This window comes from Fusobacterium perfoetens ATCC 29250, from assembly GCF_000622245.1.
Classification (GTDB): Bacteria; Fusobacteriota; Fusobacteriia; order Fusobacteriales; family Fusobacteriaceae; genus Fusobacterium_B; species Fusobacterium_B perfoetens.
In genome coordinates this window covers 469,905-495,567 of sequence record NZ_KK211416.1, presented here as the reverse complement: position 1 = coordinate 495,567, position 25,663 = coordinate 469,905, and the positions used below count along the sequence as shown (strand labels likewise).

The window sequence follows — 25,663 nt, the reverse complement described above, 5'->3', positions numbered from 1 at the left end:
TTACAATGAATATAGATAATTTATTTCACTTTTTTTAAGTGGACGATAACCACCAATTTTAAGTTTTTCATCTAAGATTAAATTACCAATAGAGATTCTTTTTAAAAATGTCACTTTATGTCCAACACTTTCAAACATTCTTCTTATTTGTCTATTTCTTCCCTCTTTTATAGATACATTTAAAGTTGTATTATTAGATGTAGAAGAAATAATTTTAGCTTTTGCAGGAAGAGTCATTTTTCCGTCTAACTCAATTCCTTTTTTTATTTTATTAAGAGATGTCATAGAGATACTTCCTTGAATTTCTACATAATAAGTTTTAAAAACCTCTCCTCTAGGATGAATTACTCGGTTATAAATATCTCCATCATTTGTTAAAATAATAAGTCCCTCTGTATCATAATCTAGACGACCAATAGGAAATATTCTTTCATCAGTATCTATTAAATCTGTAACTAATTTTCTACCTCTATCATCTTTTACAGCTGATAAAACTTTTTGAGGTTTATTAAGCATAAAATATACTTTTTTATTTTGAGATTTTTTATTTATATTTTTTCCATTTATAATAATCTCATCATTTTCATCAACTTTCATTCCAGAAAGAGCCACACTTCCATTAACTAAAATTTTTCCCTCATCAATAAGTTTATCAATAGCTCTTCTTGAATCTACACCTAAATTTGCTAAATATTTATTTATTCTTATTTTCTCCATAAAATTTTATTCATTTCCTTTATTTTCATTATAACTTAATCTTTCAATTTGTTCTCTTATCTCTTGATAATTAGGTAATTCATTGACATAATCTATTCCCAAATATCCAAGGAATTTTTCTGTAACTTCATAAAGATTAGGTCTTCCAACAGTTTCTTTTTTTCCACAAATTCTTATAAATTTTCTGCTCTCTAAGTTTCCAATAATACTATCTACATTAACTCCTCTTATAGATTCAATTTCACTTTTTGTAATAGGTTGATTGTAAGCTATTATAGAAAGAGTTTCTAAAGTAGCAGCAGATAATTTTTTTGGCTTTTTCTCTTGCTCAAAGAAATTATTTATAACACCACCATATTTTGGATTAGAAACTAAATAGATGTTAGAATCAGAGATTTCTATATTTATTCCAGATGATTTTCTTTCACCTTTTAATTCATATATAATCGGTATAAGTTTATCAATAGGAATTCCAAAAAATTTAGAAATATCTTTTATTTTTATATCTTCACCACCTATAAAAAGAATAGCCTCTATTTTATTTTTTAATTCATCAACATTAATTAAGAAATTTTCCATGTTTATAATCACCTATTATAATTTATCTATATCACTAAGAGAGATACCAATTTTATTTAAAGTTCTAACAAATTTTCCAATAGGAAATCCCATTATTGAGAAAAAATCTCCTTGAATTTTTTCTACAAAGTAACTTCCTTTTCCTTGAATACCATAAGCTCCAGCTTTATCAAAAGGTTCTTTAGTATCTATATACCATTTTATCTCTTCATCACTTATATTTTTAAACTGTACCTTTGAAATTTCAAAATCAGAAATAGATAAGTTTTTTGATATATTTACTAGAGAAAAACTTGTTATAACTTCATGCTCTCTATTAGAAAGCTTTTTTAACATAGTATAAATTTCATTTTCATTTTTAGGTTTTCCTAAAATTTCATTATCTATAACCACTACAGTATCAGACCCAACTACATATTCGTTGGGATAATCTTTAGCTACAGCTAAAACTTTTTTATTGGCAATATCCATAATTTTATCTGTTATATTTTTTTTATCACTTATTTCTTCAATATTTTTAGTAATTATTTTTAAATTAAAACCAAAATTCTCTAAAATTTCTTTTCTTCTTGGAGAATTTGAAGCTAGTATCATTTTATCACCTTTATTAAATTTTAAATTTCTCTTTACGAGCTCTTTCTAATTGTTCTTTGATTGCTATATCTTGAGCTTGATTATATTTTATATACTCATCTTCCTCTTCATTTATAAGAGCTTCTTTTATATCAATACGAGTTTGAATATCTGCTTTTTTCTTTTCTAAATTTGCAATATGAATAGATTCTTTCTTTCTTTTTTTAATAAAAAGAGATATAATTCCAGCTCCTGAAATAAACAGAGAAAAAAATAGTATACTAAATGTTACTCCTAAAAGAATTACAAAATCAAATTTTTCAAAAAGATATAAAATAAGCTCAGTAAACATATATCCTAAATGAAAAGTATTTAATGATATAAATAAAAGATGAAAAGGAGTTAATTCAGCAGTAATTTTTGCATATCCTAAAACTACAAGAAAAGCTATTGCTAAAAAAGAAATATTGAAGAATATTAATCTTATTCTATAAACAGTACGTTTAATTTTATTTTTATTAAAACAAAATAAAATGTCAGCAAATATATTTAAAATTAGGATATAATAGAAGACCCCAAAATAAGGAAATAATGTTGTATAAAAGTTAGATAAAGGTATATTTGAAAATTTTATAAAACCAAAAAATATAAATGAAAAAATTATATATATAAAAACAATTTTAAAATTTTCTAAAAATTTCAATACAATCACCTAATAAATTAAACTAAATTCATAATATTTTATCATATTAAATTTTTAATTTCAAGAAATATAAAGAATGACTTTTTTAAAAAATAAAAATATGATATAATTATTTTGAAAATACAAAAAATAGGAGCATGAAAATGGAAAGTAGTGGTAAAGTAACAAAAATAAATGGTAGAAAAATTACAGTAAAAATGTTTAAAGAGAGTTCTTGTGCCCATTGTTCAGGGTGTGGAGAAGCAAATAAATTAACAAGAGAAATAGAATTAGATTTTAATCCAAAAGAGAGAGAAATAAAAGTTGGAAATATTGTAACTTTTGAACTAGAAGATTCTAAAATGTTGAAGATTGGATTTCTAGTATATGTAATTCCTGTTATTATGATGGTTGTTGGATTTGGAATAGGAAGTTATTTAGGAAAAAGTGAAGGAGTAAGCGTTTTATATTCTTTTATTGGACTTTTTTTAACATTTTTAGTTATACATTTATATGATAAATTTATTGTTAAAGAGAAAGTTAGTATGAATATAACAAAAGTAGAAGAAGATACTAAAGACAATGAAGTATCAAATTGTAGTACTAAAAAATAAATTAGGAGAGTAATGTCTATGAAAAAATTTCTATGTTTTTTTTCTTTGATATTTACAATTTCTTTTAGTCAAAAAATAAAACTAGAAGAAAATAATGGAATATTATTAAATAAAGATGATAAAAAACCTTTTACAGGAGTTTTAAAAGATGGAAGGGATAGACAATATTTTTATAAAGGAAAGGCAAATGGAAAATGGCTTTCTTTTTACTCTAATGGAAAATTAAAGACAATAGAAAATTGGAAAGATGGAAAACTAGATGGAAAATATATTGTCTATACAGAAGATGGAAAAAAATATATGGAAGTTTTTTATGAAGAAGGAATAGAAGATGGATATTACAAACTTTTTAATTTGGATGGTAGTCCTAGAATAGTAGGGCGTTTTAAAGATGGGAAAGCTACAGGAAAATGGAAAAGATATAATTAGGGAAAGAGAAAGATGGAAAATAAAGAAAATTACAAATTTTTTCAAAATAAAGAGTGTGAATATTTTCCTTGCCATAAAATAAAAAATTTTTCTGAAAAATTTAATTGTTTATTTTGTTATTGTCCTTTGTATTCTTTAGGAGAAAATTGTGGTGGAAATTTTAAATATACAGAGCAAGGAATAAAAGATTGTTCTAACTGTATATTACCTCATATAAAAGGGATAGGATATGAACATATACAAAAAAATATAAAAAAAGTTTTAGAAAAAAATAAAAAAAATATTGACAAATAGGACTAAATTATGTTACTATCTTTATTGCTTAGAAACTATAGCTACGAGGGTACACCTAGTAACATACCGAACCTAGAAGTTAAGCTCGTAAACGCTGAAAGTACTTGGGGGGCAGCCCTCTGGGAGGATAGGAAGTTTCTAAGCTTTTTTATTATTCAGAAAAAATTGGAGGCTATTTTGAAAAATAGATATTATGTTACAATAACAGATTTAAAAGGGATGAAATGTTATTCTTTTGATAAAATAGTAAAAAAATATTTATTGGTTATAGGGATATTATTTACTTTTAGTATAGCAGCATTGATAACTGTGGTGTTAATACTTAATCATAAAGTTAATTTATATAGTTTTTATAGAGTAGAAAATGAAAAATTAGTTGATAAAATAGAGGATAATAAAAAAGAATATCTTGTACAGTTAGAGGAAGCAAATAAAAAAATAACAGAAAAAGAAGTAGAATTAGAAAATATCACTTCAAAAATAGATGAAATTGAAAAATTAATGGGAGAAGATATAGGACTTCCAGAACAATTAACAGAAACGGAAAAATTAGATTTAGCTAAAATGAGTGTGCTAGAAAGAAGATTTTTATTAGAAGTTGTTCCTAGTGGACAACCACTAGAACCATTTAAAGGTTATTCAAGTTTATTTGGAACAAGAGACCATCCAGTATTAGAAAAAAAATTATATCATTATGGTTTGGATTTTAAAGGAACTAAAGGAACTAAAATTGTTACTACTGCTGATGGAATTATAGAATTTGCAGGATATAATTCAGGTGGTTTTGGAAATTTAGTTATTGTAGCTCATAGTTATGGATTTAAAACTTATTATGCTCATATGAGTAAAATAGATGTTAAAGTTGGGGAAATAGTGAAAAAAGGTCAAAAAATAGGAGAGGTAGGTAGTACAGGAAGGTCAACAGGACCACATCTTCATTATGAGATTCATTATTTGGGAAAAAGAATGGACCCAATAAATTTTACAGAATGGAATATAGATAAGTATAATAATCTTTTTGAAAAAGAGAAGGGGGTAAAATGGCAGTCTTTAGTAGAAATGATAAGACAACAACTACAGATTTTTCAGGAAAAGAGATAACAAATATTGCATTTGGTAGTGAAATAAAAGGAGATTTAAAAATAGCAGGAAATCTTCAGATAGCAGGAAAAATTTCTGGAAAAATTTATTGTAATTCTGAAGTTGTTATTGGAAAAACTAGTATTTGTGATGGAAGTATAATTGCAAGAAAAATAACTGTTCAGGGAAAATATACAGGACATTTAGAGGCTGACTATATTGAGCTTGTAGATGAATGTGTGGTTCAAGGAGAAATTATAAGCAATAGAATATTGATGAAAGAGGGCGTTATATTCGAAGGAACTAGTAAACATAGAGAAGCTTTTTTACCAGATAAAAATATAATATTAGAAATTGAAAAGAAAAAATAATAGAAGCTGGTCTTTGAAAGACCAGCTTTATTAATATGGAGGAAGTATGAGGTTTGAATATATTAATTTTAAGGAAGATTATATAAAAAATATAGAGAATAAAGAAACGACTCTTTTAGTTTTTAATGATTATTTTTTAAAAAATTATTTTTTAAGAAATAGAGAAAAAAATATATTAGAAAAAGAGGGAACATTTTTAACTTTAGAAGAATTTCAAAAAAATATTTTTACAACTAATAAAATAATATTAACAGAAGCTAAAAGACCTCTTACTTTGTATAAGAATATCTCTACTTCTTTAAAAGAGGAATTTAATATAAATAATTATTATGATATTATTGACATTGCAGACTTATTTTTTAAATATTATAAAGAGTTAAATATAAATCTTATACAAACTATAGACACTTCTTTACTAAAAGATTGGCAAATTGATAAAATAGAAAAATTTCAAAAAATGAAAAAAGAATATGATAAATTTTTAAATAAAAATAATTTTATTCCAAGTGATTGGATAATAGATTTAGAAAATTTTAATGAAAATTTTTTAAAAAAATTTAAGAAGATAATTTTTATAGATATACCATATTTTACTCCTATAATAAAAAAGGTTTTAGAAAAAATAGATAGCTTTTTAGAAATAGAAATTGTAATTCAAGGAAATTCAAAAATATATAATGAAAAAGAATTAAAATTTAATAAACTTGGAATAAATAAAAATATATTTTTAAATAAAGAAAATATAAAAGTTTATCAAATAAATGAAGATATAGAGGAAATATTGAATTTACTAACTCTTTTAAATGAAAAAGAAAAAATAGGTTATATATATACTCCTAATGTAGATGGCAACACTTTTTCTAAACTTTTACCAAAATATTTTTATACAGGAAAATTAAAAAAATTAGAGGAAACAGAATTTTATAAATTCTTAAAAATACAAAGTGATTTACTTTTTTCAATAGAACCTAAAAAAAGAAAAGGGATAAAAGTAGAAATTTTAAGAAAAGCTTTAGATAATAAAATATTTAATAAAATTTATGGAATAGATTTGAAAGCAAAAAGAGATTTTTTTGAAATTTTTAATAGAGAATATAAATATTTAGATGAAATTATATTTGAAAAAACAGAAATTTTTAGTGAAGATAGAAAAATTAAAATAGAAAAAATCTTTAGAGAAATAAAGAAAGATTTGGAAAAAATAGAAAAATTTAAAACAGTTGATGAATTTTATAATTATTTTAAAGAGATTGGATTTGAAAATTTAATTGAAAATATATATACAGACTTTTTCGAAAAATTCCATGAGGTTATTTTTAATATAAAAAGTAGTGAGCTTTTATTTGGAAAAAATGGATTTAAAGAGATTTTTAATAAAGAGATTGGAAAATATCTATATATTTTACTTGGAAAATATATGGAAGGGATTGAGTTAGAATCTGTAGATAAAGAAAAAACTATTGAGATAAAAGGAATAATAAGAGATATTCAAGAATCAAGATTAAATTTTAGAGGAGAAGCTTATTTTATAGATATAAATAATAATTTTATTCCTAAAATAAAAGATAAACATCAAATTTTTACAGATAGACAACTTAATCAAATGGGGTTTATAACTGAAGAGGAAAAAATAAATATATTAAAATATAGATTTTTACAAGGAATATTAAATGCTGATAAAAATATAATTTTCTATAAAAAAGATAGTGATAGTAAAATTGATAAATCTTCATTTTTAGAAGAGATAATTTTAGAATGTGGCATAACAATAGAGGAAAATAAACTTAATAAAGAAACTATAAATAATATTATAGAGGAATATTTCTTTAGAGAAAAAGATTTTAATATAATAAGCAATAACTATCAAATGAAAAAAGATTTTTCAAGATTAATAAATGAAGATGGAAAAATGACTTTTGGGACTTATGATGCTTTACAACTTGAAAAATGCCAATATAGATATTTTTTAGAAAAAGTAGTTGGAATTTATGAAGATGTAGAAGATGAGTTTGGAAGTTCCTTTGCACTTTTAGGAAATATAGTCCACAAAATATTTGAAGAGATAGTTGATAAAACTTATTATAATATTATCAAAAAAAGAGATTTTTCTATAGATGAAAGTTTATTAGATAGAATATTATCTCAAGAATTAGAAAAAAATACAATGAAAATACCTGTTTATATGGACTTATATTTTCAAAAGATAATGATACCTACAATAAAAAATGGGGTAAAAACTTTTTATAAAAAAATAGAAAAAGAATTTTCTGACAAAAAAATAAATACTTTCTTTAGTGAAAAAGGGAGAGTTTATTTTAGTGATTATAATGAAGATGATAAAACAAAACCAGACATAGTTTTGAAAGGAAGAATAGACTTAGTTGTAGATTGCCAAGAGGAAAAATATATAATAGATTATAAAACAGGTGGAACAGCAGATGGGCAGCTTGATATTTATTCTCTTATGCTCTATGGAGATTCTAATGTAGCTAAAAAGATAATCTATAATGTTATAAAAGAAGAGATGAAAGAGATTGAAGAAAGTTTAGTTACAAAGGAAAAATTAAATGAAATCTTAAATAATTTTATAGAGGAAAAAACTTATTTAAGAGCTGAAAAAGTTTCTGAATGTAGAAATTGTAGCTTTTTAAATATATGTAGAAGGGATGTGATATAATGTCTAGAAAAATTTTAAAAGCTAGTGCTGGAACAGGAAAAACTTATAGACTTGCTTTAGAATATGTGGTTTCTCTATTAAAAGGAGAAAAATTTTCAGATATTATAGTTATGACTTTTACAAATAAAGCAACTGGAGAATTAGAAGATAGAATATTGGAGTTTTTAAGAGATTTAACTTTTGAAACTAAAGATGGAATAGAATTAAAAAAGAATATTATAAATTTATATCCAAATCTTGAAATAGAAAAATCTAAAATTGAAAAAATTTATAAAGAGGTTTTATACAATAAAGAAAATTTAAAGATTTTTACTTTAGATGCTTTTAAAATTCTTATTTTTAAAAGTGTTATAGCTCCAATGAAAGGGATAATATCCTATGAAATTATAGATGAAAATGAAAATTTAGAGATATTAAAAAAATGTTTTGAAAAAATTTCTGCTGATGAGGAACTGTTTGAAGAGTTTAAAGATTTCTTTGCTCTGAAAGTAGAAAGGGACATAAATAAATATATTGAAGTCTTGAGAGATATTATAAGAGATAGATGGAAATATATTTTTGTAAAAAAAGGAAACTTTTTAAAGAGAGAGGGATATGATTATTCCAATGATAAATTTGTAGAAATCTTATCAGAATCTGAAGAATTAGTAAAAGATTTTATGACTTATAAAAATAAAGATAGTGAACCTATTGGAAGTTATGTAAATACTATTTATCAAAATTATATAAAATTGGAAAATAGTGATGAAAAATTTGAGTATATAGAAAAAAATTGGAAAGAGATATTTGGTAAAAATTTTTATAATGGTAGTAAAATAAGAAAAAGTAAAGATGAAAGAGTAACAGAGATTATAGAAAATCTTGTAGAGTTAAAAGAAGAATTTGATAGAGAGTTAGCTAAAAAAATATTTACAGAAAAAGTAATTCCATATGAAAATAGAGTTTTAAGTTTTTTAGATACTATGTATTCTCTATATGATGAATTTAAGTTAAAAGAAAAGAAATTCACTCAAGATGATATAAAAGATTATTTGATGATTTATATGGAAGATAAAAATCTTAACCTTATAGAAGATGGAAAAATCACTCCATATATGCAGGAGATAATTGATAGTAAATGTACTTCTATATTTATAGATGAGTTTCAAGATACAAGTATAAGTCAATGGAAAATGTTGGAGAGTTTTTTCTACAGTGCAGAAAATATAATTTGTGTTGGTGATGAAAAACAAAGTATTTATGGCTGGCGTGGAGGAGAAAAAAATCTTTTTACAGAACTTCCAAATATTTTAAATGGAGAGGTTGAAACTTTAGAAACTTCTTTTAGAAGTGAAAAAAATATAGTAAATTTTACCAATGAATTTTTTACAAATGTTTCAGAAAAAGCAAATGTTACTTGGGATTTTTCAAATATTAATAGTAGTAAAAAAGATGAAGAGGGATTAATAAAAATAGTAAACTGTATAGGTGAAAAATCTAAAAAAGGTGAAAATGTAGAAAAAAATCTATATTTAGAAGAGATTTTAAAAACTTTAAATGATGAATTTAAAGGAGATTATAGAGGGGTAGGAATACTAGCTAGAAAAAATAAAACTTTGATAGATGTAGCCAATTTATTAAATGATAATAAAATTCCTTATTTCTTAGAAACTAGAAAAAGTATATTTGAACATAGATGTGTAGTCCCTATATTAAAACTTTTAAAATATTTTTATAAAAATAATATATTTTATCTTTTAGAATTTTTAAGAGATGATATTATTTTTGTAGGAGATGATTTTTTAGAAAAAGTAATTGATATCAGTTTTCAAACAGATGAAAATATAAAGGAAACTTTAGAAAAAATATTATCTTTAGAAGAGTATATTGAAGAAAAAAAAGTAATAACTAAAATAATTTACTTATATGAAGTCTATAATGAAAATTTATCTTTGGATAATTTTATAATAGAGTGTATAAAAACTTTTTCCATTGTTGATATTTACAAAAAAGAAAACGATATAAAAAATATCTATAAGTTTGTAGAAATTGTTAAGGAATTTAATTCTGTAGAAGATTTTCTTTATGAAGTAAATAATAATTATTCTAATGAAAAATATCAACAAATAACTTCAAAGAATGTGAATGGTGTTAATCTAATGACAATCCACAAATCAAAGGGGTTGGAATTTGATACTGTAATTTATATCTATTCTGATGAAAGTAAAAAGTCTGATAAAGGATTTAATTTTAATTTAAAATTTAATAAGGATTATAGTGGAATAGAAGAATATCTTATTATAGACTCGTCTTATGAAGAAATTTTATCAAAATTAGATAATATAAGTGATTTTAAAGAGATTAAAGATAAAAAAGAGGAAGAAGAGGAGATAAATAATTTATATGTGGCTCTTACTCGTCCAAAAAGTAATCTTATAATTTTAGTAAATAAATTTATAAAAGATAGAGTTGGAACTAATGTATTAAACGAATATGTAACCTCAGAAAATAAAATTTATATTCAAGGAGTAATAAAACCTTTTGAAAGTAAAAAAGAAAATATAGAAAAAACTTCTAAAGATGAAAATATTATAATTGATTTTAGTGAGAATAGATATTTAGAAGAGAGTCTTTCTAAAAATTCTCAAAAAATTAAAGAGGATATTTATAGATACAGTCTAGAAATAGAGGAAAAAAGAAATATAGGAAATGTAATCCATTCTTTTCTAGAAAATATATATTATGGAGATGAAGAAGAAATATTAAAGTCTAGAGAAAAAGTTATATCAAAATATGGAACTATATTTGAAAGAGAGAGATTGGAAAAAGAGATACTTTCATTTTCTAGGATAAAAAGAATTATTGAGGAAAATAAAGAAATTTTTTCTAAGAAGTGGGATATTATATATAATGAATATTCTATTTATTCTGAGGAAGATAAGAAGCTTTATAGAATAGATAGAATTATGATAGATAAAAATAAAAAAGAAATTTTAATTGTAGATTATAAAACAGGTGGATATGAAGAGGAACAAATTGAAAATTATAAAAAACTTGTTTTTAATTTATTAAAAGAAAATGCTAAAGATTATAAAATTTTTACTAAATATATAGAAATATACTAAATAGTAAAATTGAAAAAAATAGTTAAATATGGTATAATTTTCAAATATTGTAGATAAATTTAGGAGGAAAAATGAGAACAATAGATGATATATATGATTATCCTTTATATAGGCCTCCAAGCGAAGCTTATAGTCTGATTTTACAAATTACTTTAGGATGTTCACATAATAAATGTACTTTTTGTAAAATGTATAAAGGAAAAAAGTTTACTATAAAACCATTTGAGCAAATAAAAGAAGAGATAGATATATTTAGAAAAGAAATTAGATATGCAGAAAAAATATTTTTAGCTGATGGAGATGCTTTAATTATTCCTACACCAAGATTACTTGAGATACTAGATTATATAAATGAAAAATTTCCAGAAAGAGAAAGAATATCTTTATATGCTAGTCCAAAATCTATATTATTTAAAACTCCAGAGGAATTAAAAGCAATTAGAGAAAAGGGAGTTTCTCTTGTATATATAGGTTTAGAAAGTGGAGATAATGAAGTTTTAAAAGAGATAAAGAAAGGTGTAACTTCTGAAAAAATAGTTGAGGCTTCTTTAAAAGCAAAAGAAGCTGGATTTATGTTATCTATGACAGTTATAGCTGGGGTTTTAGGAGATAGAGATTATACTAATCATGCTTTAAAAACAGCAGAAGTTGTAAATAAAATTGTTCCAGATTATTTAAGTGTTTTATGCTTAGTTGTTCATGATGGAACAGAGATTTATGATAGAGTTCTAAGAGGAGAATTTAGAGAAGCAAAAGGTGAAGATATTCTAAAAGAAATAAGAATGATGATAGAAAATATAAATATACCAGAAGGAAAAAAAGTTATATTTAGGTCAAACCATGCTTCTAACTATTTAGGACTTAAAGGAGATTTCCCAGAAGATAAGGAAAAATTCTTGTCAGAAATAAATTTTGTAATAAATAATGACTATATAAGAGAAAGAAATGATAGATATTTAAGATATTAATATAGTTTAAAAGAGGGAAAAATGTTAGGAGAAGAAAGAAGAGAAAAAATATTAGAAACTTTAAAGAAAAATTCTAAACCTACATCAGGTGGTTTTTTTTCAGAAACTTTTTCAGTTAGTAGACAGGTAATTGTTCAAGATATAGCCCTTTTAAGAGCCAAAGGACATGATATAATTTCTACTGCAAGAGGATATTTGTTACAAGAGCCTGTATATTTTGAAAAAGTTGTGGAAGTTTCTCACAATGACGAAAATATAGAAGATGAGTTAAATTTAATTGTAGATTTAGGTGGAGAAGTCATAGATGTATTTATAAATCATGAAGTTTATGGAAATTTAAAGGCTGAATTAAATATAAAATCAAGAAAAGATGTAAAAGAATTTTTAAAAAAAATAGAAGAGGGAGCTTCTAAACCTTTAAAAAATTTGACTTCTGGAAATCATTTTCATACTATAAGAGCTTCTTCTGAAAAAGATTTAGATTATATTGAAAAGGAATTGAGAAATAAAAACTATATAATAAAATAAAAAAACTATTGATTTTTATAAGAAAAAATGATATACTAATCAAGTACGCATAGGAAAGGTATTCAGCAACCTAAACTAGCGACAAATATATACTTTTGGAGGTGCTTATATGTACGCAGTTATAAAAACTGGTGGTAAACAGTACAAAGTTGCAGAAGGTGATGTTTTAAGAGTTGAGAAGCTTAATGCTGAAGTTAATCAAACAGTAGAATTAACAGATGTTCTATTAGTAGCTAATGGAGATGACGTTAAAGTTGGAACTCCAGTAGTTGAAGGAGCAAAAGTTCTAGTGGAAGTTTTAAACCAAGGAAAAGGTGCAAAAGTTATTAACTTCAAATACAAGCCAAAAACAGGAAACCACAGAAAAAAAGGTCATAGACAACTTTTCACTGAAATTAAAGTTACAGCAATCAATGCATAATTAAATTATGACAAAGATTGAAGTTATTAGAAAAAAAGGTAGCATAGTAAAATATCAAGCTACTGGACATTCAGAATATGAAGAATATGGATATGATATAGTTTGTGCAGCTTTATCTACTGCATTACAAATGCCTCTTGCTGGATTTCAAGATGTATTAGATATTTATCCAAGATTTGAAATAAATTCTGATGGTTTCATATGTGTCGACCTTGACGGTATGAATTTAAAAGGAAAAGAAAGAGAAGTGCATACTCTTTTAGAAAGCATGGTAGTAATCCTTAGAGGACTAGCCAAAGAATATCCTAAAAATATAAAGCTTGTAGAGAAGGAGGAAAATTAGATGTTATTTACATTAAATATACAATTATTTGCACATAAAAAAGGACAAGGTTCTGTTAAAAACGGAAGAGATTCTAATCCTAAATACCTTGGAGTTAAAAAATATGATGGAGAAGCTGTTAAAGCTGGAAACATTATAGTTAGACAAAGAGGAAATCAATTCCACGCAGGTGCAAATATGGGAGAAGGTAAAGACCATACATTATTTGCATTAATCGACGGATATGTAAAATTCGAAAGATTAGGAAGAGATAAGAAACAAGTTTCTGTTTACGCAGAAAAGTAATTCTTTTAACGAAGAACATCAAAAGCCCTGTATTTACAGGGCTTTTTTATTTAAAAGACAAAATACCAAAAAGAAAAATTTATTTTCAGCATTTTTACTATAGGAGCTATTTAGGAATACGATAGTCCCATTAAAACAATAAAAAAGTCAAATTCATTCTTTAAATAGAAAATTTATTTTTAATATATATTACTTTTTTATAAAATAATGATATAATAAGTAATAATATAATAAAGGAGATTTTTTATTGTGGGAGAATATATTTTTGGATTTTTAGAAGGAGAATTAAAACAAAACTATTATGGTAGCTTGTGTACTGAAATGTATGAAATCTTACACGAACAAGCACCACAGGATGAATTAGATTTTTATCTTTCCTATGCAGAAAATGGAAAGAAAATATTGGAACCTCTGTGTGGCAGTGGACGTTTTTTTGTTCCGTTTTTAGAGCGTGGCTTTGACATCAGTGGGATGGATTTGTCAGGAGAAATGTTAGCGAAATTAAAGCAGAAAGTGCCAGATGCAAAAGTGATACAGGTGGACATCATCGATTATGTTGTACAGGAACAGTTTGATTATATTTTTATTCCCTCTGGTTCCATTTCACTGTTTACAGACATGAAGATGTGTCAAGGAATTTTGCAGAAGATGAAAGGACTGTTGGCTCCTGGCGGGAAATTTGTGTTTGCAGTTGATACCATCTTTGACCGATGTGAAGAGGAAAGTAACTACAAAGTAAATGTTTCGGTGAAAACAAAAGAGGGATATGACTTGATCCTGAAAGGGAAAAACCATTATGACGAAAAAAGCCAGACGCAGTTTTCTCCGTCTATTTACGAACTCTATCATGGAGCAGAATTGCTGCAAAGAGAAACCATGGATTTTCAGACACATCTGTACCAATACGGAGAGATGGATGAATATCTGCGGAGGTGTGGCTTTAAGAACATATCTGTCTATTCTAATTATCAGAAAGAACCCGCTGTTAATGATCAGTGCAAAATGTTTATCTATGAATGTGGCATATAACAAAGTTAGCCAAGTCAATCAACGGTCAAGATGAATGGTGCATTTTGTGTGTTGGCATTCTCTGAACCAGCCTGATTTCTTGTCCAATCCCATTCACAAAAAATCAGTCTGTTTCATGGTCTGTTTTCGCTCTTTGTAAAGTTTAGTGTAACAAGCTTAAGTGGAATAAATTCTAAAGGAAATTATAATACATTTGGAATGAGTTTAGGAAGAATAGGAATAATTTTGAAATGTATATGTAAGAGTAGCTAGAGTAAAAGAATTTGCTAGAGAATTAGATACAACAATAAATGGAAAAATATTTACAGAAGATTTAGGAGATAGTTGGATAGAATATGGAATAGGAGCAAACTATAGAGTACTAGAAAATCTAAATCTATATGTAGACTTTGAAAGAATAGGAAGTACAGAGATACAAACAAATTGACAAGGGAATTTAGGATTTAGATATGAATTCTAAAAAAATTAATATTTTAATATAGACTTTATAAAAAAGCTTGAGATTTTCTCAAGCTTTTTATATTTAAAATATAAAGATAAAAACTTTAAAATAATATTGTATAAAGTATTATAATATTATTACTGAATTGTAGGAGAGTGATTCTATGGTACAAGTTGATTTAATAATAAAAACTGATGAAGAAGTTAAAAAAGAATTTAATTCTATCTGTGAAAAATTAGGAATGGATATGTCTGTAATAATAAATCTTTTTATGAAAGCTGTAATTAGAGAACAAAGAGTACCTTTTGATTTAGCATTAAATCCTAATAAAGAAACTATAGAGGCTATAGAAGATGTAAAAAAAGGAAAAAATTTAAGTAAAACTTTTAATAATTTTGAAGAAATGATGGAAGATTTAGATGTTTAAATTTAGATAATATAGTAAAATTTAAAAAAATAATATAGAGAATAAATGAAAAATTACAATTATAAAAAATACTAACACTGTTAATATATGATATAATAGTGTTAGAATAGATAATATAGTGTTAGGATTGAAGAAATATAAAATTTGTAGAAAATCTCATTGTTGATTGCAAGATTTAGATATAGTAGAAAAGACAAAGAAGGGTAGAAGTGTAAGTTATAGAATAAAATAAAGAATTTTATTAAAATATGATATAATACTAATAAAAATATTAAACTTACAAGTTATAATAGGGTATTAAAATAAAAGGAAAGTGGAAATAAAAAATGACTAAATTAGAAAGAATAAAAAACTTGAAAAATGAATTAGATAATAAAAGACCACTTTCTCAAAGTATATTAAAAAGAATAAAAGAGAATTATATAATAAAAAATACTTATAATTCAAATGCTATTGAAGGAAATACTCTTAGTGAGATAGAAACAAGGGTAATAATAGAAACAGGAATTACTGTTGTTAAAAAAACTTTAAGAGAACATTTGGAAGTAAAAAATCATGCAGAAGCACTTGGTTATATAGAAACTTTAAAAAATGAAAAATTATCAGAATATGATATAAAGTCAATTCATTCTATAATGCTTGATGGAATAGATAGGATGAATGCAGGAAGATATAGAACTACTGATATAGAAATTGGAGGAGCTACACATCCGGTAACACCTCATTATTTAGTGTCAGAACAGATGTTTGAACTTTTAAAATGGTATAGAGAAGATACTCCAACAATAAATAGAATAATAGAATTAACTTGTAGATTTATAAATATACATCCTTTTATTGATGGAAATGGGAGAACTTCTAGGCTTTTAACCAATTTGGAACTTCTAAAATTAGGTTATCCTCCAATAACAATATTAGCTATTGATAGATTAGAATACTATCAAATATTGGATAAAAGTTATTATTTAGACTATAGTGAAGCTTATGATTTTTTTAATGACCATATTATAAAATCTTTAGAAGAGTATCTAAAATACACAGATTAAAATATAAATTTTTATAAAAAATAAAATTTTGAGGAAAAATATGGAAAAATTGAGAAAAGATATTGAAAGGTATATACCTTTTAATGAGCAAGAAGAAAAAGATAAAGAACTTATTCTTGAAATACTAAAAAATGAAAAAGATATTTTAACAAGAGATAATAAAAAATGTCATTTTACTGTATCAGCTTGGATAATAAGTCCAAATAGAAAAAAAGTATTAATGTGCTATCATAATATATATAATTCTTGAGCTTGGCTTGGTGGGCATGTAGATGGAGATAGTGATTTGAAAAGAGTGGTATTAAAAGAAATAAAAGAAGAAAGTGGAATTACAAATATTAAATTTTTATTAGAAGATATTTTTTCTTTAGAAATACTTACTGTAAATGGACATGTAAAAAAGGGAAAATATGTATCCTCTCATCTTCACTTAAACTTAACATTTTTATTAGAAGGACATATAAATGAAAAGCTTTCTATAAAACCAGATGAAAATAGTGGTTTAATGTGGATAGATGTAGAAGATATTTCAAAGAAATCAATTGAAAAATGGTTTGTTGAAAATATTTATTCAAAATTAAATGAGAAAGTGAAAAATATTATGAATTAAAATATAAATAGCTATAAATTATTAAATAATATAAAAAAATAAAATACTTTAAAGTATAAGTAGTTAATTTTAGAGACAATATAAAAAGACGTGTAATAATATTACATGTCTTTTTATATTTAAAGAAAATTATGATTTAAATTTTTATTCTTATTTTAATTTAATATTATTTTAGATTGAAAAATATAAAAAATATCCTATAATTATATTATAAAAATTTTATAAAGAAATAATAGGAGTTAAAATGAAGAAAATTGTTGTAATAACTTGTGATAAAAGAGCAGGAACTTTTCATGCTAATCATTTAAAATTTTTATTAGAAAATAAGGTAGAAGTTTATTCGGAAATAGTTGCTAATATAGAAAATTTAAAGGTAAGTGCTGACTTATTTTGTATAACTACAGACGCCTTAGAAAAATTACCTTCTTTTTATAAAGATATAGCTAAGGAAATACCTGTTGTAATTTTGCATGTAACCTTTTCTAAGAAAAATCTTGAAAAACTAAAAAATATCCCCAAAAAAGAAAATGTTTTATTAGTAAATTTAAATAAAGAAATGGCACAAGAGGCTATAACTAGTTTAATTCAATTAGGTCTAAACCAATTTAATTATATTCCGTTTTACCCAGGAGCAAATCTTAAAGAGATAAAAGATAAAGATATAAAATATGCAATAACTCCAGATGAAGAGAGGTTTGTTCCTTCAGGAATAGAAAATATAATTAATATAGGACAACGTGAGGTAGATAACGGTACATTAGTTGAAATTGCTTTAAAATTAAAAATGTATAATCTTTGGGAAAGTCAAAGATGGAAAAAACATTTATCTTCCATTACATCAAATAGTTATAATTTTGATGAATTATTTGGAAGAAGTTTACAATTAGAATTAGGTTTTCAAAATATTATTGATATTTTAGAAATTGGGGTTTTAGGTGTTAATGAAGAGGGAAAGATTTTTATTTCGAATAAGAAAGCAGAAGGGATTTTAAAACAAGATTTATCTTTAAAAATAGGAGAGAAAGCAGAAGAACTTTTTCCTTTTTTACCTTTTGATGAATTTAAAAATGGATTAAAAAAAGTAGATTCAAAATTGATTAAAATTGATGATAATTTAATAACTATAAGTATCTATCCTATTAATTATAATCAAAAAAATAAGGGGTTTTTAACTATTTTACAATATTTTAAAGAAGAAGAAGAAAAACAGCAAAAAGTTCGTAATCAATTATTAAATAAAGGGCATGTAGCGAAATATACGTTTTCAGATATCATAGGAATAAGTAATAAAATGATTAATATAAAAAAAATGGCTGAAAAAATGTCTAAAACAAAATCTCCTATTTTAATAACAGGAGAAAGTGGAACAGGAAAAGAGTTATTTGCACAGTCTATACATAATTCTTCTGAAAGAAAAAATTTTCCATTTATTGCTTTAAACTGTGGTGCATTACCTGAAAATTTATTAGAAAGTGAATTATTTGGATATGTCGATGGGGCTTTTACAGGAGCAAAAAGAGGAGGAAAAATGGGATTCTTTGAATTTGCTCATAACGGAACATTATTTTTAGATGAAATAGAGGGAATGACTCCTTTATTACAATTAAAATTATTAAGAGTTATTCAAGAAAAAGAATTTATGAGGTTAGGGGATACTAAATTAATATCAATAGATGTAAGAATAATAGCAGCAACTAACAGGGATTTGGAAGAAATGATGTTAAGAGGAGAGTTTAGGGAAGATTTATATTATAGACTAAGTACTTTACAAATAAATATTCCTCCTTTGCGTGAAAGACCAGAGGATATTTTTCCTTTAATAGAAGCTTTTTCAGAAGAAAATAAGAAAAAACTATATTTAAGTTCAGAAGTAAAAAAAGCATTGTATTCTTATTATTGGAGAGGAAATATTAGGGAATTAAGGAATTATATAGATTATTTTTTCTTTTTGGATAAAAAAACTATAGAAATAGAAGATTTACCATCAAATTTCTTTAAAGAAAAAAATAAAATATTAAATATAGAAAAAGAAAATTTTATGAGAATAGAGGAAGAAAAACTAAATGATAAAGAAATTTTTGTTTTAGAAAAAATAAAAGAATATAATGAGAAAAAAATATTTATTGGTCGAGAAAAAATATATATATTGGCCAAAAATAGCCACTTAAATCTTTCATTTTATGAAATAAGAAAAATTTTAGAAATATTAAATTTAAAAAAATTTATAGAAATAAAAAGAGGAAAGATAGGAAATACAATAACTATGGAAGGGAAAAATTTTTTAAATGAATATTTAAAAGAAAAATAGTGTATATTTTATAAATAATGAATACAATATAATTATTGTAAATTAAATTATTTATAATAAAAAGAATTCAATTAAAGAAAAATAAAATATTTTTTATAAAAAGCATTTTTAATAAAAACTCCTAATTCTTTAAATATAAAGGTTTTAAAATATATTTGAAAGAATGGCATTTGTTTTGCTTGTATAATTTATATGTACTAAAAAAATAAAAAAATATATTTATCCGGAAGATATATTCTAAAACAAGGAGGATTTAATTATGAGTAACACAGAAAGTAAAAAAAGTGTATGGGCAAGTTATAAGTTTCCTATATTATTAATTTCTTCAATTATAATAGGTTCTATAATAGGAATCGTTATGGGAGAAAGAGCAACTGTTTTAAAACCTTTTGGTGAAATATTTTTAAATTTAATGTTTACAGCAATAGTTCCTTTAGTATTTTCAACAATAGCTAGTGCTATAGGAAATATGTTAGATATGAAACGTTTAGGAAAAATTTTATCAAGCTTAATAGGAGTATTTACAATAACAGGAATTATAGCAGGTGTCTTAATAATAGTGTTAGTTACTTTATTTCCACCAGCAGCAGGTGTAAATATTACTTTAGAAAGTGCAGCTTCTATTGAAAAAATAAGTTTATCATCAGCTATTATTAAAGCTTTAACAGTAAATGATTTTTCTGGATTATTATCTCGTCAAAATATGTTACCATTAATATTATTTTCTATATTGTTTGGTTTCTGTATAAGTGTTTGTGGAGGAAAAGAGAGTCCTTTAGGTAAAGTTATAAATAATTTAGCAGAAGTAATGATGAAAATAGTTAATATTATTATGCTATATGCACCAATAGGATTAGGAGCATATTTTGCAAATCTTGTAGGAGAATTTGGACCAAATTTATTAGGAGCATATGGACATGCAATGTTAATATATTACCCAGCATGTTTCTTATACTTTGTTATATTCTTTCCTATATATGCTTACTGGTCTGCAGGAAAAGAAGGAGTTAGAAGAATGTGGAAATATATATTACCTCCAACTGCTACTTCTATAGCAACTCAAAGTTCTGTTGCTACTTTACCTGTAAATTTAGAAGCTGCTAAAAATATAGGAGTACCTAAAGATATTAGAGAAATTGTTTTACCTCTTGGAGCAACAATGCATATGGATGGTACAGTATTTTCAACTTTATTAAAAATAGCATTTTTATTTGGAATATTTGGAAAATCTTTTACAGGAGTAGGAACATTCGTTTCTGCAATGGTTATAGCAGTTATGTCAGGTGTAGTTATGTCAGGAGTTCCTGGTGGTGGATTAATAGGTGAAATGTTAATAGTAAGTCTTTATGGATTCCCTGCAGAAGCGTTTCCAATTATAGCTACAATAGGATTTTTAGTAGACCCACCTGGAACATGTATAAATGCTACTGGAGACACTATTGCTTCTATGATGGTTTCAAAATTAGTAGAAGGAAAAGATTGGATACATAAAGATTTAACTTCAAAAGAGTAAAATAAGGAGAAAAAATGGAAAATAAATTTGAAAGAGAACGTTGGAATTATCCAATTTTAAATAATTATACATATTTAGATACAGCAACAATGGGGCTTATTCCTCAATATGCATGTAACATGATGTGCTCTTATTTACAAACTAGAGTTGATCATAGTCTTGATATCGATGATTATCATATTCAATGGGAATATGCAGATGATGTTAGAGAAGATATAGTAAAAATGATAGGGGCAGAGTCAAAAGAAGAAATAGCTTTTGGACAAAACTCATCAACATTATTTAATATTTTTACTAATGGTTTAGAATTAAAAAAAGGTGATAATGTTATCATATATGATACAGCTTTTCCAGCAATGACTTATGTTTGGCTAAATTTAGAGAAAAAAATAGGAATAAATGTAAAAGTTGTAAAGAGTATAAATGGTCAAATTCCAGCAGAAAAAATTTTTGAATTAGTAGATGAAAAAACAAAAGCAATTACTGTTTGTTATGTTGATAGTGGAACAGGATATAAACATGATTTAAAAACTATAGGAGAGTTTTGTAGAAAAAATGAAATAGCTTTTGCTGTTGACGCAACTCAAGCATGTGGAGCAATGTATTTAAATGTAAAAGATATGAAAATAGATTTTTTAACAACATCTTCTTATAAGTGGCTTCAAAGTATTCAAGGAATAGGATTTGCTTTTATTGATAAAAATTTTATAAATAAATTATCACAAAATGAAATGGGATGGGCAAATGTAGAAGATAGAATAAATGGAGAACCATTTGATCTTATTGTAAATAAAGGAGCATATCGTTTTGAAAATGGAGGTCTTCCAGCAGTGGGATTATATGGACTTTATGAAACTGTAAAAAGATATCTTTATTTAGGTGGAAAGGATATAGAGAATTATATATTAGATTTAACAGACTATTTATATGAAAAAATAGAAAATATTTCAGGAGTTTCTATAGCATATCCTCACGATAGAAAATATAGATCTGGATTAGTATCAATTAGGGTTCCTGAATCTTTAGAATTAACAGAAGCTAAATTAAGAAAGAATAAAATGAGAGCTAAGGTTCAAGGAAAAGATAGAATAAGATTAGGAATTCATTATTATAATAACAAAAAGGATATAGATAATTTCTTAGAATGTTTAGAAAAGATGATAAAGGAGAAATAAAAATGGCAGAAAATGAAAAAGTAGTATTATCTGGAAAAATAGAAGATTTACCTAAAATTGATGCAGGAATGCACATGTTAGGAGGAACAAAGAGAGTTGTTTTTGGACCAGAAAGATTTTGGCCTACTCATGTTATGAGATGTTTTACTTTAGTTCCTGGAGGAAAAGCAGCTAAAAATCATCATCCTTGGGTGCATTGGTTTGTATGCATTCAAGGAAAAGGAAAATTTCAAATTGAAGAAGAAATATATGATTTAGAACCAGGAACATGGGTTTATGTTCCTGAAGAAGCAAATCATTCATTTTGGAATGTTTCTGAAACAGAAAATTTAGTTTCTTTATGTATAGTTACTAAAGAAGGAGATACAGATCCTTTAGCATTAACAAGAGGATGTTAGGAGTTGAGAAAAATGGCAATAAAAACTTATAAAGCTTTTGCTGAAAAAATAGAAGGATTAAAGGTTAAAGCTACTGCAAGAGATTTTTCAATTATTTTGGATGAACCTGAAAATCAAGGAGGAAATAATGAAGGAATGAATCCAGTTGAATTAGCTTTATGTAGTCTTAGTGCCTGTCAAACTATAACTGCTATTATATTTGCTGATTTTTATGGAATACCTTTAGAAGATATAAAAATAGAAGCAGTAGGAGAAATGGATAGTGATGGATTTAGTAATCCAAATGTCAGAACAGGATTTCAAAAAATTTCTTTTAAATTTCATATAAAAAGTTCAGCTTCTAAATTTCAAATTGAAGAATTAGTAAAAATAGTAGAAAAAATGTGTCCAGTAGGAGATTCTTTAAAAAATAATGTTATATTAGAAAAACCTGAAATTATTCTAGAATAATATTAAAAAGAGGTGATTATTTTGGAAATAAGAATGGGTTTAATAATGGGAGGAAAGACAGCAAAAGTAGGAGTAATAGAGGTAGAGGAAAATGCTGTAATTTCTCAAGGACAAGTATTATTAAATATAGAAACTGGAAAAGGAAATAGACCTGTTATTTCAGAAGTTAATGGAAAAATAACTAAAATTCTTATTAATGAAGGAGATGAAATAAAAGCAGGTGATATTTTATTTGAATATTTAGAAAAAGAAATAGAAGATTCAGAATCTATAGAAACAATTGTAGAAAAAAATAAAAAAGAGTTAAAGGCAGATATAGTAATAATAGGAGGAGGGCCTGGAGGATATGTAACAGCAATTTATGCTGCTAAAAAAGGGAAAAAAGTTGTTCTTATTGAAAAATCTAAATTAGGTGGAACATGCCTTAATTATGGTTGTATTCCTACAAAAACATTTATTGAAAGCTCTAATTTTTATTCGAAATTAAAAGAAAGTAATATTTTTGGAATTGAAGTAAATAGCTTTTCTTTTGATATAGATAAAATAAAAGAAAGAAAAGAAAAAATTTGTAAAGAAAATGAAGAAGGAATAAGATTTTTATTACAATCTAATCAAGTAACTTTACTTGAAGGATTTGGAAAGATATTGAATAATAAAGAAGTTCAAGTGGAAGATAATAAAAATCTTTATACTATAAAGACATCTACTATTATAATTGCTACAGGATCAGAAAGCTTTATACCAGAGTGGTTTAATAAAGATGTATGTATAGATAGTAAAGATGTTTTAGAAAACTTTCAAGTGCCAGATTCTATATTAATAGTAGGTGCAGGAGTTATAGGGATGGAATTTGCTAGTATATATTCAGCTTTAGGAGCTAAGGTGGAAATGTTAGAATTTGGGGAAACTATTTTAACAAATATAGATGATGAAGCAAAGCAAATAATAAAAACCTCTTTAGAAAAAAGAAAAGTAGTAATTAAAGCTTCTTCAGAAGTATTAAGAATAGAAAAATCTACACAAGGTAAAGCTGTTGTTTTTTATAGAAATAATGGTAAAGAATATATTTCTGTTGCAGATAAAGTATTAGTTTCTATAGGAAGAAAACCTATTTTAGATAGGATGAATTTAGATGAAGTAGGAATTAAATATAATAAAAAAGGTATCATTACAAATGAATTTTTTGAAACAAATATAGAAGGAATATATGCAATTGGAGATGTTAATGGTAAAGTTCAACTTGCTCATGCAGCATATTCACAAGGAATTTCTGTAATAAATAGAATTTTAAATAATTGTGAAAAATCAGAAGAGTTACTGATACCAAGTGTAATTTTTACTGTACCAGAGATTGCAACTGTAGGAATAACAAAAAATATGAAACCATCTTTTGAAATAAAAGAAAGTAAGTTTCCATTTAGTGCAAATGGAAAGGCTAAAATTGAAAATGAAACAACAGGTTTTGTGAAAATTGTAATCAATAAAGAAAGTAAAGAAATAGTAGGAGCAACAATAGTTGGACCAGAAGCTTCATCTTTAATTTCTATATTAACTTTGGCTATTAAGAAAAAATTAACTATAAATGATATAAAAAATTTAGTATTTCCTCATCCAACATTATCAGAAGCAATATGGGAATCTTCTTTAGGATTTGAAAAAGGATTTATACATTATTATGAATAGAATAATTATTTCTGAAGAAAATGATCCTTATTATAATCTTGCTCTTGAGGAAGAATTATTAGAGAATTTGAAAGGAAATGAAAAAATTTTATATCTTTGGATAAATTCTCCATGTGTTATAATTGGAAGAAATCAAAATCCATATTTAGAATGTAATTTAAATTTTCTTAAGGAAAAAAATATAGAATTATTAAGAAGAAAGTCAGGAGGAGGAGCAGTTTACCAAGATTTAGGAAATTTAAATTATACATTTATTAATAATACTGATTTAGAAATTAGTCAAAAATATCAAGAAATTTTAATAGAATCCTTAAAAGAAAAACATATAGATAGTTTTTTTTCAGGAAGAAATGATATATTGATAAAAGATAAAAAAATATCAGGTCAAGCATTTTATGAAATAAATAATAAAATGTGTTTACATGGAACTTTATTAGTAAATGTTGATTTAGATAATTTGGTAAATTCTTTAAAACCTTCATATTCTAAATTAATTTCTAAAGGAATTTCATCTATAAAAAGTAGGGTAGGAAATTTAAAAGATTTTAATAAAAGTATTAATATAAAAGAATTGAAAGAGATTTTAATAACAAAATACAAGAAAAAAATTTCTGAAGATGTTAATATAGAATATTATAACAAAAAAATTTTTTTTCCAAAATATTATAGAGAATATAAAAAAGAAGAATGGAATTTAGAAAATTGTCCTGAATTTATATTTGAAAAAGAAATTATTTATGAAGAAGGTATTTTAAAAATATCTTTTAAAATTTCAAATGGAATTATAAAAGATATTATTTTCTCAAGTGATAGTTTAAAAAAATTGAATTTAATTTTTCTTAGAGAAAAACTAATAAATAAAAAATTTTCAGAAAATGAAATAAAGATATTTTTAGATGATTTAAGGAGTGAATAAA

General features: G+C 24.7%; 28 protein-coding genes, 1 rRNA gene and 1 pseudogene. 26 read left to right on the top strand and 4 right to left on the bottom strand.

Features of this window, described 5'->3' with window-relative positions; all coding sequences use genetic code 11:
• From T364_RS0109275 to T364_RS0109260, 4 genes are read right to left on the bottom strand one after another with little or no spacing between them, the layout of a single operon-like run.
• Positions 1–708, bottom strand: coding sequence for a pseudouridine synthase (locus tag T364_RS0109275; protein ID WP_027129348.1), 708 nt, complete (start codon positions 706–708; stop codon positions 1–3).
• Positions 709–723: 15 nt separating this feature from the next.
• Positions 724–1,296, bottom strand: coding sequence for an SMC-Scp complex subunit ScpB (gene scpB, locus T364_RS0109270; RefSeq protein WP_027129347.1), 573 nt, complete (start codon positions 1,294–1,296; stop codon positions 724–726).
• A gap of 15 nt (positions 1,297–1,311) precedes the next feature.
• Entirely contained in the window at positions 1,312–1,890 is a 579-nt protein-coding gene (locus T364_RS0109265) for a nucleoside triphosphate pyrophosphatase (RefSeq protein ID WP_027129346.1), read from the bottom strand.
• Positions 1,891–1,903: 13 nt separating this feature from the next.
• Entirely contained in the window at positions 1,904–2,572 is a 669-nt protein-coding gene (locus T364_RS0109260) for a hypothetical protein (protein WP_027129345.1), read from the bottom strand.
• Between the two features lie 143 nt (positions 2,573–2,715).
• Here T364_RS0109260 and T364_RS0109255 point away from each other — a divergent pair, with 143 nt between their 5' ends.
• The 26 genes and pseudogenes from T364_RS0109255 to lplA all read left to right on the top strand — a co-directional run bounded on the left by T364_RS0109255 (position 2,716) and on the right by lplA (position 25,662).
• Positions 2,716–3,165: a SoxR reducing system RseC family protein gene (locus tag T364_RS0109255; RefSeq protein WP_027129344.1), complete on the top strand. Its 450-nt coding sequence runs from the start codon at positions 2,716–2,718 to the stop codon at positions 3,163–3,165.
• A gap of 18 nt (positions 3,166–3,183) precedes the next feature.
• A complete protein-coding gene (locus T364_RS10830; RefSeq protein WP_081775696.1) occupies positions 3,184–3,594 on the top strand; it encodes a toxin-antitoxin system YwqK family antitoxin in 411 nt (136 codons plus the stop codon).
• 12 nt (positions 3,595–3,606) lie between these two features.
• Positions 3,607–3,888: a cysteine-rich small domain-containing protein gene (locus T364_RS0109245; RefSeq protein WP_027129343.1), complete on the top strand. Its 282-nt coding sequence runs from the start codon at positions 3,607–3,609 to the stop codon at positions 3,886–3,888.
• Positions 3,889–3,915: 27 nt separating this feature from the next.
• Positions 3,916–4,032: ribosomal RNA gene (gene rrf / locus T364_RS0109240) — 5S ribosomal RNA — on the top strand.
• A gap of 33 nt (positions 4,033–4,065) precedes the next feature.
• A complete protein-coding gene (locus T364_RS11355; protein ID WP_027129342.1) occupies positions 4,066–4,989 on the top strand; it encodes a M23 family metallopeptidase in 924 nt (307 codons plus the stop codon).
• Positions 4,929–5,339 (top strand): bactofilin family protein, encoded by a 411-nt coding sequence (locus T364_RS0109230; protein ID WP_027129341.1) that lies wholly within the window; start codon positions 4,929–4,931, stop codon positions 5,337–5,339. The genes T364_RS11355 and T364_RS0109230 overlap by 61 nt, the downstream gene beginning before the upstream one ends.
• Before the next feature lie 46 nt (positions 5,340–5,385).
• Positions 5,386–8,016 (top strand): PD-(D/E)XK nuclease family protein, encoded by a 2,631-nt coding sequence (locus tag T364_RS0109225; RefSeq protein ID WP_027129340.1) that lies wholly within the window; start codon positions 5,386–5,388, stop codon positions 8,014–8,016.
• The gene (locus tag T364_RS0109220; RefSeq protein WP_051532717.1) at positions 8,016–11,120 is read left to right on the top strand and encodes a UvrD-helicase domain-containing protein; all 3,105 of its coding nucleotides are present in this window, start codon (positions 8,016–8,018) and stop codon (positions 11,118–11,120) included. Before T364_RS0109225 ends, T364_RS0109220 begins: the two co-directional genes overlap by 1 nt.
• An 80-nt stretch (positions 11,121–11,200) precedes the next feature.
• On the top strand, positions 11,201–12,088 hold the full coding sequence (locus T364_RS0109215) for a B12-binding domain-containing radical SAM protein (RefSeq protein ID WP_211249042.1): 888 nt from the start codon (positions 11,201–11,203) through the stop codon (positions 12,086–12,088).
• Between the two features lie 21 nt (positions 12,089–12,109).
• Positions 12,110–12,616: a transcription repressor NadR gene (locus T364_RS0109210; RefSeq protein WP_027129337.1), complete on the top strand. Its 507-nt coding sequence runs from the start codon at positions 12,110–12,112 to the stop codon at positions 12,614–12,616.
• A 109-nt stretch (positions 12,617–12,725) separates the two neighbouring features.
• Positions 12,726–13,037 (top strand): 50S ribosomal protein L21, encoded by a 312-nt coding sequence (gene rplU, locus T364_RS0109205; protein WP_027129336.1) that lies wholly within the window; start codon positions 12,726–12,728, stop codon positions 13,035–13,037.
• A 7-nt stretch (positions 13,038–13,044) separates the two neighbouring features.
• Positions 13,045–13,380, top strand: a complete 336-nt coding sequence (locus T364_RS0109200; RefSeq protein WP_027129335.1) for a ribosomal-processing cysteine protease Prp — start codon at positions 13,045–13,047, stop codon at positions 13,378–13,380.
• The gene (rpmA, locus tag T364_RS0109195; RefSeq protein ID WP_027129334.1) at positions 13,381–13,665 is read left to right on the top strand and encodes a 50S ribosomal protein L27; all 285 of its coding nucleotides are present in this window, start codon (positions 13,381–13,383) and stop codon (positions 13,663–13,665) included.
• Positions 13,666–13,914: 249 nt separating this feature from the next.
• On the top strand, positions 13,915–14,694 hold the full coding sequence (locus T364_RS0109190) for a class I SAM-dependent methyltransferase (RefSeq protein ID WP_211249037.1): 780 nt from the start codon (positions 13,915–13,917) through the stop codon (positions 14,692–14,694).
• Between the two features lie 244 nt (positions 14,695–14,938).
• A pseudogene (locus T364_RS11385) lies at positions 14,939–15,121 on the top strand (autotransporter outer membrane beta-barrel domain-containing protein); the annotation flags it as partial.
• Between the two features lie 178 nt (positions 15,122–15,299).
• The gene (locus T364_RS0109185) at positions 15,300–15,563 is read left to right on the top strand and encodes a type II toxin-antitoxin system RelB/DinJ family antitoxin (RefSeq protein ID WP_027129332.1); all 264 of its coding nucleotides are present in this window, start codon (positions 15,300–15,302) and stop codon (positions 15,561–15,563) included.
• A 326-nt stretch (positions 15,564–15,889) separates the two neighbouring features.
• On the top strand, positions 15,890–16,609 hold the full coding sequence (locus T364_RS0109180; protein ID WP_027129331.1) for a Fic family protein: 720 nt from the start codon (positions 15,890–15,892) through the stop codon (positions 16,607–16,609).
• A gap of 40 nt (positions 16,610–16,649) precedes the next feature.
• Positions 16,650–16,859: a hypothetical protein gene (locus T364_RS11230; RefSeq protein ID WP_211249036.1), complete on the top strand. Its 210-nt coding sequence runs from the start codon at positions 16,650–16,652 to the stop codon at positions 16,857–16,859.
• 36 nt (positions 16,860–16,895) lie between these two features.
• Entirely contained in the window at positions 16,896–17,219 is a 324-nt protein-coding gene (locus T364_RS11225) for an NUDIX hydrolase (protein ID WP_211249035.1), read from the top strand.
• Positions 17,220–17,463: 244 nt separating this feature from the next.
• Positions 17,464–19,527: a sigma-54 interaction domain-containing protein gene (locus T364_RS0109170; RefSeq protein ID WP_035945616.1), complete on the top strand. Its 2,064-nt coding sequence runs from the start codon at positions 17,464–17,466 to the stop codon at positions 19,525–19,527.
• A 259-nt stretch (positions 19,528–19,786) separates the two neighbouring features.
• Positions 19,787–21,040: a dicarboxylate/amino acid:cation symporter gene (locus tag T364_RS0109165; protein WP_027129329.1), complete on the top strand. Its 1,254-nt coding sequence runs from the start codon at positions 19,787–19,789 to the stop codon at positions 21,038–21,040.
• 14 nt (positions 21,041–21,054) lie between these two features.
• A complete protein-coding gene (locus tag T364_RS0109160; protein ID WP_027129328.1) occupies positions 21,055–22,215 on the top strand; it encodes an aminotransferase class V-fold PLP-dependent enzyme in 1,161 nt (386 codons plus the stop codon).
• A 2-nt stretch (positions 22,216–22,217) separates the two neighbouring features.
• Complete coding sequence (locus T364_RS0109155; RefSeq protein ID WP_211249034.1) at positions 22,218–22,613, top strand: cupin domain-containing protein; 396 nt, start codon at positions 22,218–22,220, stop codon at positions 22,611–22,613.
• Positions 22,614–22,625: 12 nt separating this feature from the next.
• On the top strand, positions 22,626–23,063 hold the full coding sequence (locus T364_RS0109150) for an OsmC family protein (protein WP_027129326.1): 438 nt from the start codon (positions 22,626–22,628) through the stop codon (positions 23,061–23,063).
• Positions 23,064–23,084: 21 nt separating this feature from the next.
• Entirely contained in the window at positions 23,085–24,746 is a 1,662-nt protein-coding gene (gene lpdA, locus T364_RS0109145) for a dihydrolipoyl dehydrogenase (RefSeq protein ID WP_027129325.1), read from the top strand.
• Entirely contained in the window at positions 24,739–25,662 is a 924-nt protein-coding gene (gene lplA / locus T364_RS10820) for a lipoate--protein ligase (RefSeq protein ID WP_051532715.1), read from the top strand. The genes lpdA and lplA overlap by 8 nt, the downstream gene beginning before the upstream one ends.
• Position 25,663: the final 1 nt, after the last annotated feature.